Source organism: Janthinobacterium saanense (genome assembly GCF_014200675.1).
Lineage (GTDB): Bacteria > Pseudomonadota > Gammaproteobacteria > Burkholderiales > Burkholderiaceae_D > Janthinobacterium.
Genome location: NZ_JACHCI010000009.1, coordinates 205587 through 213395 on the forward strand (window position 1 = coordinate 205587; position 7809 = coordinate 213395).

Annotated in this window: 6 protein-coding genes and 1 other RNA gene; 6 read left to right on the forward strand and 1 reads right to left on the reverse strand. The window is 59.6% G+C overall.

The window, feature by feature from the left end:
- Position 1 precedes the first annotated feature (1 nt).
- The 5 genes from HDE72_RS14640 (at position 2) to HDE72_RS14660 (ending at position 5299) form a co-directional block, all read left to right on the forward strand.
- Positions 2-1282: an MFS transporter gene (locus HDE72_RS14640; protein WP_183742105.1), complete on the forward strand. Its 1281-nt coding sequence runs from the start codon at positions 2-4 to the stop codon at positions 1280-1282.
- Entirely contained in the window at positions 1263-2030 is a 768-nt protein-coding gene (locus HDE72_RS14645; RefSeq protein WP_183742107.1) for an SDR family NAD(P)-dependent oxidoreductase, read from the forward strand. Before HDE72_RS14640 ends, HDE72_RS14645 begins: the two co-directional genes overlap by 20 nt.
- A 9-nt stretch (positions 2031-2039) precedes the next feature.
- Positions 2040-2501, forward strand: a complete 462-nt coding sequence (locus tag HDE72_RS14650) for a nuclear transport factor 2 family protein (RefSeq protein WP_183742109.1) — start codon at positions 2040-2042, stop codon at positions 2499-2501.
- A gap of 973 nt (positions 2502-3474) precedes the next feature.
- Positions 3475-4596 (forward strand): porin, encoded by a 1122-nt coding sequence (locus HDE72_RS14655; RefSeq protein WP_183742111.1) that lies wholly within the window; start codon positions 3475-3477, stop codon positions 4594-4596.
- Positions 4597-4768: 172 nt separating this feature from the next.
- The gene (locus tag HDE72_RS14660; protein WP_183742113.1) at positions 4769-5299 is read left to right on the forward strand and encodes a hypothetical protein; all 531 of its coding nucleotides are present in this window, start codon (positions 4769-4771) and stop codon (positions 5297-5299) included.
- 67 nt (positions 5300-5366) lie between these two features.
- Here the strand turns inward: HDE72_RS14660 and HDE72_RS14665 are convergent, their stop codons facing one another.
- Positions 5367-7070, reverse strand: coding sequence for a thiamine pyrophosphate-binding protein (locus HDE72_RS14665; RefSeq protein ID WP_183742115.1), 1704 nt, complete (start codon positions 7068-7070; stop codon positions 5367-5369).
- Positions 7071-7274: 204 nt separating this feature from the next.
- Between HDE72_RS14665 and rnpB the strand changes: the two genes are divergently transcribed.
- Positions 7275-7626, forward strand: an RNA gene (rnpB, locus tag HDE72_RS14670) — RNase P RNA component class A.
- The last annotated feature ends 183 nt before the right edge of the window (positions 7627-7809 follow it).

Here is a 7809-nt window from a genome sequence, read left to right on the forward strand (position 1 = left end):
CATGAGCACATCAGGCAGTCCGCTGGCGCTGCCTGCCTTGTTCTCGTATGGCCTGTTTGGCTTGCCGCTGGCCATGCTGGCCTTGCCCATCTATATATATGTTGCACCGTTTTATACGCAGCGCAGCAGCCTGGGACTGGCGCAGATAGGCGCCGTGCTGCTGGCGGCGCGTATTGCCGCCGCCTTCATCGACCCGGCCCTGGGCGCCTGGATCGCCCGTGGCCCACGCAGCTATGCCAGCTGCATCGCGCTGGCCCTGCCTTTGCTGCTGCTGGGCTTTGGCGCCCTGTTTCATCCACCGCTACTGCCAGCGGGCGCTACCCTGGCCTGGTTCCTGGCATCCTTGCTGCTGGTGTATGCCGCTTACGGCCTGGCCAGCATCGCGCACCAGAGCTGGGGCGCGGCGCTGAGCCAGGCGCTGGCCCAGCGTTCAAGAGTGACGGCGGTACGCGAAGGCTGTGGCCTGGTGGGGGTGATACTGGCGGCCGGTCTCACGTCCGTGCTCGGTTATGAAGGCCTGTCGCTGGCGTTTGCCGTCTGCCTGCTCGCTTGCGGCGCCGTGTTGCTGCGCTATGCACCGCGTCCGCCGCAGCGGCTGGCGTCCCTCACAACGTCCGCCAGCTCATGGCGCGTGCCATTTCGCCAACGGGCTTTCCGCTATTTGTTTGCCGTCTTGCTCATCAACGGCGTGGCAGCCGCCATTCCCGCTACCCTGTTCCTGTTCTTTGCCAGCGACTATTTGCGCCTGGGCCATTCTGCGGGCCTGTTCCTGATCGTGTATTTCTGTGCGGCCGCCGCTTCGATGCCGCTGTGGGCAGGCTTGGCCCGCCGGTATGGCGAGGCGCGCGCCTGGTCGGCCAGCATGCTGGCGGCAGCGCTGGTGTTTGTCTGGGCGTATGGCCTGGGCGCCGGGGCTGCCTGGGGTTTTGGCGCCATTTGCCTGTTGTCGGGCCTGGCGCTGGGCGCCGACCTGGCCTTGCCTTCCGCCTTGCTGGCCGGCCTGATCGGCGCGGCTGGTCACGCGGGCCGGCATGAGGCGGCGTATTTCGGCTGGTGGAACTGGGGTGTGCAGATGAGCCTGGCGCTGGCGGCCGGCATTGCATTGCCCCTCCTGGCCTGGCTTGGTTATGTGCCGGGGCAGGGCGGCGGCTTGCCTGCCTTGTCCGCCGCCTATGCTTTACTGCCCTGCGTTTTGAAGGTGGCCGCTGCCTTGCTGCTATGGCGCGCGCCGCTACAACATATATATAAGGAGACAAGACTCCATGAATCGCAAGATCGATAGCTGGGCAGGCAAGCGGGTGTGGATTATCGGTGCATCGACCGGCATCGGCGCCGCCTGTGCCAGCCTGCTGCTGGAGCGGGGCGCCAGCGTGGCCTTGTCGGCGCGCCAGCGGAGCAAGCTGGAACAATTATGCGCAGGGCAGCCGCTGGCGCTGGCCATGCCGCTCGATATCACGCAGCCTGAGCAGGTGCAGGCCGTGTGCGCTGCCCTGACACAGCAATGGTCAGGTATCGACCTGGTGCTGGTGGTGGCCGGTGGCTATACCGCCATGCGCGCCGACGATTTTGACCTGGCGCAAGCGCAGCGTTTGATGGACTTGAATCTGGGCGGCGTCTTTGCTTGTCTTGCGCCAGTCTTGCCGCTGCTGCTGAAGCAGGGGGCGGGCGGCATCGGCATCGTCGCTTCGGTGGCCGGTTATGGCGGCTTGCCCAAGGCGCTGGTGTATGGCGCCAGCAAGGCGGCGCTGATCAACCTGACGGAATCACTGTATCTGGACTTGCATCCACGCGGCATCGATGTGTACCAGATCAATCCCGGCTTCGTCGATACGCCTTTGACTGCGGGCAATGATTTCAAGATGCCGGCCCTGATGACGGCGCACGATGCGGCCGTGGCCATGCTGGACGGCATCGAGCGGGGCCAGTTCCATATCCATTTCCCCAAACGTTTTACGAATAGCCTGCGGCTGGCGCGGTTGTTGCCGTACCGCGCGTATTTTTGGCTGATCAACAAGGTGACAGGTTTATAAGGTGACAGAATGACGAACACGGAAATTGCAGTGCCGCCGCTCGATGGCGAACACGCCCTGGTGCGCCTGGTGGCGTTCTACGAAAACCTGAGCCTGGAAAACCTGGCCCAGCTGGGCGCCGTGTACGCGCCTGACGCCAGTTTCAAGGATCCCTTCAATGAAGTGCAGGGCCATGCGGCCATTTTGTCTATCTTTGAACACATGTTTGTGCAGGTCGATGGCCCCCGCTTTGTCGTGCTTGAAAGCATGCAGCAGAATGGGCAAGCGTTTTTGACCTGGGAGTTCCGTTTCCGCATGCGGCGCTTTGTGTCAGGAGAGCAATGCGTGCGTGGGGCAAGCCATGTGCGTTTCGATGCACAGGGCCGCGTATCGCTGCATCGCGATTATTGGGACGTGGCCGAGGAGCTGTATCAGAAACTGCCGCTACTCGGTGGCTTGATGCGCTGGCTGCGGCGCGCAGGCCAGCGCTAGCGTAGCAGGCAACAGTATTCCGTCGAAAACCCTCAAAGAAAAAGATAATCTTGTCAGACTGGCCAGCGAAAAGAGGCATGGTGCGCGCGGTGTCGTTTTTCCGACACAAGAAAATCCTGATATTTAGAAAGCAAGTTTGTAAGAAATTGTTTCAATTGCCGCGAGATTTACCAGCAACAGTCGTTGTCAGCAGTATCAGGCCCGCTTGTGAAGGACGACATGGTGGGGCAGGAAAATATGTCTAGAGCGGCAATTTAAATTACCGAAGAGTCAGTAATTCACTTATGACTCTGCCACTGTCTCCAGCGTGTATGTCAACGTCAAAATCGCCCGCTACGCCCCTGAATAAGGCGCCGACGCACCAAATTGGGGCGTACGCTTGCGCGTTTTTGGGCGGTCGACAGCAAAGATTCGAGATGCGGTGTATGCTTCGTCCCGTTTATCCATTATCACCTTACAAATTGTCCGCTTTGTCGCGTAAATTATGTAAAGGAAATGATGGCTTAAGCATGTTGGCCTTTTGATCACGACCCTGCTACTGTTGCGCTAATACAACGGACGCCAAGATGGCATGCGTTATGATGGAAGGGTCAATCAGGCCAATGCATAGTTTGGCAAGGGGCACTGGCTCTGTCGTGCAGTCTGGTTAGCGATGGTCGGGATGCCTGAAAAAGCCCCCTGGCCTGGTACTGGAAGTAACATGTCGGAACTTGATGGAATGTGAAACGGTCGTTATAGTGCCGCTTCCGGTGCCACTTGAGCACCGAACCGGCGTACGAAATACGGTCGTCATGCAGCCTTCTTGCTTGTCGGTGCAATAGCGTGCCGATGCCGATATGAATGTTCCTCTGACCGGAACAGTACAGCGGCAGGTGGAGACCTTGCCCTCACTCATAAAAAGCGTTCTTGTAGAGCGCAGCACGAGATGCATAGGCCGTATTACTTTTTGCTTCAAAATTAAAGGAAACATGCAATGAAAAAAACTCTGATCTCCCTGGCAGTTCTGGCAGCAGCTAGCACCGGCATCGCTCACGCTCAATCGAGCGTCACCATCTACGGTACCGTTGACGCAGCTTTCGTCAGCGAGCGTGGCGGTGCAGCAGGCACGGTTAACAAAATCAGCAGCGGTACGGCTTCGTCGTCGCGTATCGGTTTCAAAGGCAATGAAGATCTGGGCAACGGCCTGTCGGCTCTGTTCGTTTTGGAGTCGGGTTTCAGTGTTGACACTGGCGCGCAAGACAAAGCCGGTTCCCTGTTCAATCGTCAATCGTACGTTGGTCTGACCAGCAAAGACACTGGTACCCTGACCCTGGGTCGTCAATACACCCCGTACTACAACACGCTGTCGAAAATTGCTGACCCGTTCGCAGTTGGCTACGCTGGTTCCGCTAAAAACTTGTTCCCAGCGAACACCCGTACCAGCAACACCGTGTACTACACCTCGCCTAACTTCAACGGCTTTGACGCTGACGTGGCTTACTCGTTCGGCGAACAAGCTGATTCGAACAAATCCGGTCGTCAAATCGGCGCATCGGCTGGCTACGCCAACGGTCCTCTGAACGCACGCCTGGTGTACAACCTGGTCAACAACGACACCGCAGCTCTGGGTCACATGGGTAGCGGCCGTAACTTGTTGCTGGCTGGTAACTACGATTTCGCTGTTGCCAAGGCTTACCTGGCATATGGCGTGAACAAAGGCGCAAACAGCGCAGTGTACAACTCGGGTCTGAGCAACAGCAACTTTGCTGCTAATGGCGGTGCTTACATTAACTCGGGCAGCCTGAACAGCTACGCCTACAACGCTGCTGCTCCTAGCGTAGACAGCACCACCCTGCTGGTTGGCGCAACCGTACCAGTCGGCGAAGCCGGCACCTTCATGGCTTCGTACATCAAAGCCAACGACAAAGGTATCGCTAACGCTGATGCTGATCAATTCGCACTGGGCTACTCGTACGCTCTGTCGAAACGCACGAGCACCTACGCTTCGTACGCCAAGATCAAAAACAAAAACGGTGCAGTCTACACCGTTGGTGGCAACAGCGAAGTTGGTTCGGGCGACAAAGCCTTCAACGTCGGTCTGCGTCACTCGTTCTAATCTTCGTGTAAACGAAGCTTAGATCTGCAACACACATTCCTCCGGGAATGTTTGTTGTAGGCAGAAAAGAAAACGCGCCGCCAGGCTTTAGTCTGGCGGCGCGTTTTTACGTCTGTTTTTTGCATCTGCACATCGCTTACAATGTTGCTGTTACTAAAGTAGGGGGAATCCCATGTACCAAATGAAATCGCCGCGCGCCGCTGCCATGCTGGCCGCATTGCTGCTGGCCAGCGCCACCGGCGCTGCATTCGCAAACGCAAAAGTCAAGAAAGCGGCCGGCCTGGAACGCTATGGCGTGGCCGTGTATTCGGACCTGTGCGTGCAAAAGGATAGCGGCGAAATCGGTGGACAGCGCGTCACCCTGCATCGTTTTGCCGAAGCCGACACGGTCATCTATGAATTTACGGCCGGTTCCCTGAGCTACCCTATCGTCGGCAATGACGTCAATCTGGATGCGGCCACGGGTGCCTTCGATTTCACCATCCAGTCTGCCGACGGCGAAGAGCGCAAGCTCGCCGGCAAGTTTTCCAAAGATGGGCAAACCCTGACCCTGGAAGGCGATTATTGCGGCGGCAATGTGCACATGCCCATGAAGCTGAGCCGCATCCGCGACTTTGGCCGTGCCTTGAAAAACTGCACGCCATGCCCGGCCGTACCGGCAGCGCCGGTGGAACCCGAGAATGCCAGCGCACCTGTGGGTTAAACGCAGGCTGTTCAGTAAAAAGGCCCGGTGTTGACCGGGCCTTTGTTTTTTTGCGACCCGTGCAAGCTTACTTTGCCGCTCTGGCCTTTTGCGCCGTGCTGCGGATGGCGGCCAGGGTGGTGTTCGGCGTGATCAGGTCGCCGTCATAGCGCAGCTCGATCAGGGCAGGCAGGCTGTGGGTTGCCGCATGGGCCAGCGCCCGTTGCAGGGCAGGTGCGAACTCTGCCGTCGTGTTGACGACTTCACCCTGCGCGCCATACGCTTGCGCCAGCGCCGCGAAATCCGGGTTGTGCAGGGTGGTGCCCGACACGCGGCCCGGATAATCGCGCTCCTGGTGCATGCGGATGGTGCCAAACATCTGGTTATTGAAGACGATGATCACCAGGCCCGCCTTGTATTGCACGGCAGTCGCCAGTTCCTGGCCATTCATCAGGTACTCGCCATCGCCGGCAAAGGTGATCACGGTGCGCTCGGGGTGCACGATCTTGGCGGCAACGCCCGATGGCACGCCATAGCCCATGGCGCCGTTGGTGGGCGCCAGCTGCGTGCGCATGCCGCCGTAGCGGTGGAAGCGGTGCGCCCACGAGGCGTAATTGCCGGCGCCATTCGTCACGATGCTGTCGTGCGGCACTTGCGCCATGATGTCTTGCGTGACTTGCCACAGGTTCAATGGCGCCTGGCCATCCTGGAAGACGGGCGGCTGTTGCTGCCAGGCGGACAGTTCGGCCTTCGCTTCGGCCGGCGTATGCTGCCAGGCAACGGCGTCGACGGGCTCCAGGGCGGCCAGCATGGCGCAGGCTTGCGGCATGCCGCTGTTGATCATCAGTTCGGCCTGGTAGACGCTGCCCAGTTCCAGCGCATCCGTATGGAAATGTACCAGGCGCTGGCGCGGTACCGGCGAGCTAAACAAGGTGTAGCCGCCGGTCGTCATTTCACCCAGGCGCGGACCGATGGCAATCACCAGGTCGGCCTGTTTCACGCGCGCGGCCAGCTTGGGGTTGATGCCGATGCCCACGTCGCCGATATAGTTCGGGTGCGCATTGTCGAGCAAGTCCTGGAAGCGGAAGGCGCAGGCGACCGGCAAGTGGTTCGCTTCAGCGAAATGTTGCAGATCAGCGCAGGCTTGCGGCGTCCAGGTGGCGCCGCCCAGCAGCAGCAGCGGGCGCTGTGCCGAGGCCAGCATGCTGCGCAGCTGCGCCATCTGCGATGCCGATGGGGATGCCTGCACGGGCTGGTAGGGCTGCGTATCGGCCACGGTCGCCAGCGAGGTGAGCATATCCTCGGGCAAGGCCAGCACTACCGGGCCGGGGCGGCCGCTGGTGGCCACCTGGAAGGCGTGCGCCAGGTATTCCGGGATGCGCTCGGCGCGGTCGATCTGCGCCACCCATTTGGCCATCTGGCCATACATGCGGCGGTAATCGATTTCCTGGAAGGCTTCGCGGTCGATGAAATCGTTGCCTACCTGGCCGATGAATAAAATCATCGGCGTCGAATCCTGGTAGGCCGTGTGGACGCCGATCGAGGCATTGGTGGCGCCGGGTCCGCGCGTGACGAAACAGATGCCTGGCTTGCCCGTCAGCTTGCCATGGGCTTCGGCCATGAAGGCGGCGCCGCCCTCCTGGCGGTTGATGATGAAGCGGATGCCGGAATCGTGCAGGGCGTCGAGCACGTCGAGGTAGCTTTCGCCAGGCACGCCAAAGGCGGTGTCGACACCGTGGATCTGCAGGGCATCGACCAGGATCTGGCCGCCGGTACGGGATTGTTGCGTCATGGTTGGCTCTTTATTCTAGTTGTATCGTCAAAGAAAACAGGGTCAAGCGCGGGCGGGCGCGGCGATGCGCGCGGCTCGCTCCATTCTATGTGAGGTGATTTGTTGCGGCTTTTGAAATGGCGACACGGAATTCTACAATTCCCCCGCAGTGCTGCGGCACGCAGCTTTTGCAGAATCATGCTGCGGCGCGGTACAATGGCGGGTGAAGCAGGCCAGACAGTCGCTGGCCGGTGCAGCAATGCATTGGCGGGAGGAAGGTCCGGACTCCATAGAGCGGGGTGACGGTTAACGGCCGTCCGCTGAAAGCCGCAAGCGCAAGCCCATGGTATAAGGCGAGGAATAGGGCCACAGAGACGAGCGTATTAAGTTACGGTGAAACGCGGTAACCTCCACCTGGTGCAATTTCAAATAGGCACGCGATGATGCTGCTCGCGGAGCGTGCGGGTAGAAAGCTTGAGCGCCCGAGTAATTTGGCGCCTAGAGGAATGACTGTCATAGCGCCGATTCGCAAGAAAAAGCGCCGTAACAAAATCCGGCCTACCGGCCTGCTTCACTTGAATATCGATCATCCTGGCTGGCCAGGGTGATACCGACCGGAGCACAAAGATGTCTCCGCTGTAATACCAAAAAGCCCCCGCAATGGGGTAATGCCGTTCACTTAAGCAGGTTTTCGTAGAACGCGAGTGGCATAGCGCTGAGGTTTTGCCTTGACGGCCCGGTCGAATTTTCGATCGGGCCG

What these genes read in the sequence shown, in the direction of transcription:
- HDE72_RS14640 (WP_183742105.1), top strand. Translation starts at nt 2, where the DNA reads ATGAGCACATCAGGCAGTCCGCTGGCGCTGCCTGCCTTGTTCTCGTAT.
- HDE72_RS14645 (WP_183742107.1), top strand. Translation starts at nt 1,263, where the DNA reads ATGAATCGCAAGATCGATAGCTGGGCAGGCAAGCGGGTGTGGATTATC.
- HDE72_RS14650 (WP_183742109.1), top strand. Translation starts at nt 2,040, where the DNA reads ATGACGAACACGGAAATTGCAGTGCCGCCGCTCGATGGCGAACACGCC.
- HDE72_RS14655 (WP_183742111.1), top strand. Translation starts at nt 3,475, where the DNA reads ATGAAAAAAACTCTGATCTCCCTGGCAGTTCTGGCAGCAGCTAGCACC.
- HDE72_RS14660 (WP_183742113.1), top strand. Translation starts at nt 4,769, where the DNA reads ATGTACCAAATGAAATCGCCGCGCGCCGCTGCCATGCTGGCCGCATTG.
- HDE72_RS14665 (WP_183742115.1), bottom strand. Translation starts at nt 7,070, where the DNA reads ATGACGCAACAATCCCGTACCGGCGGCCAGATCCTGGTCGATGCCCTG.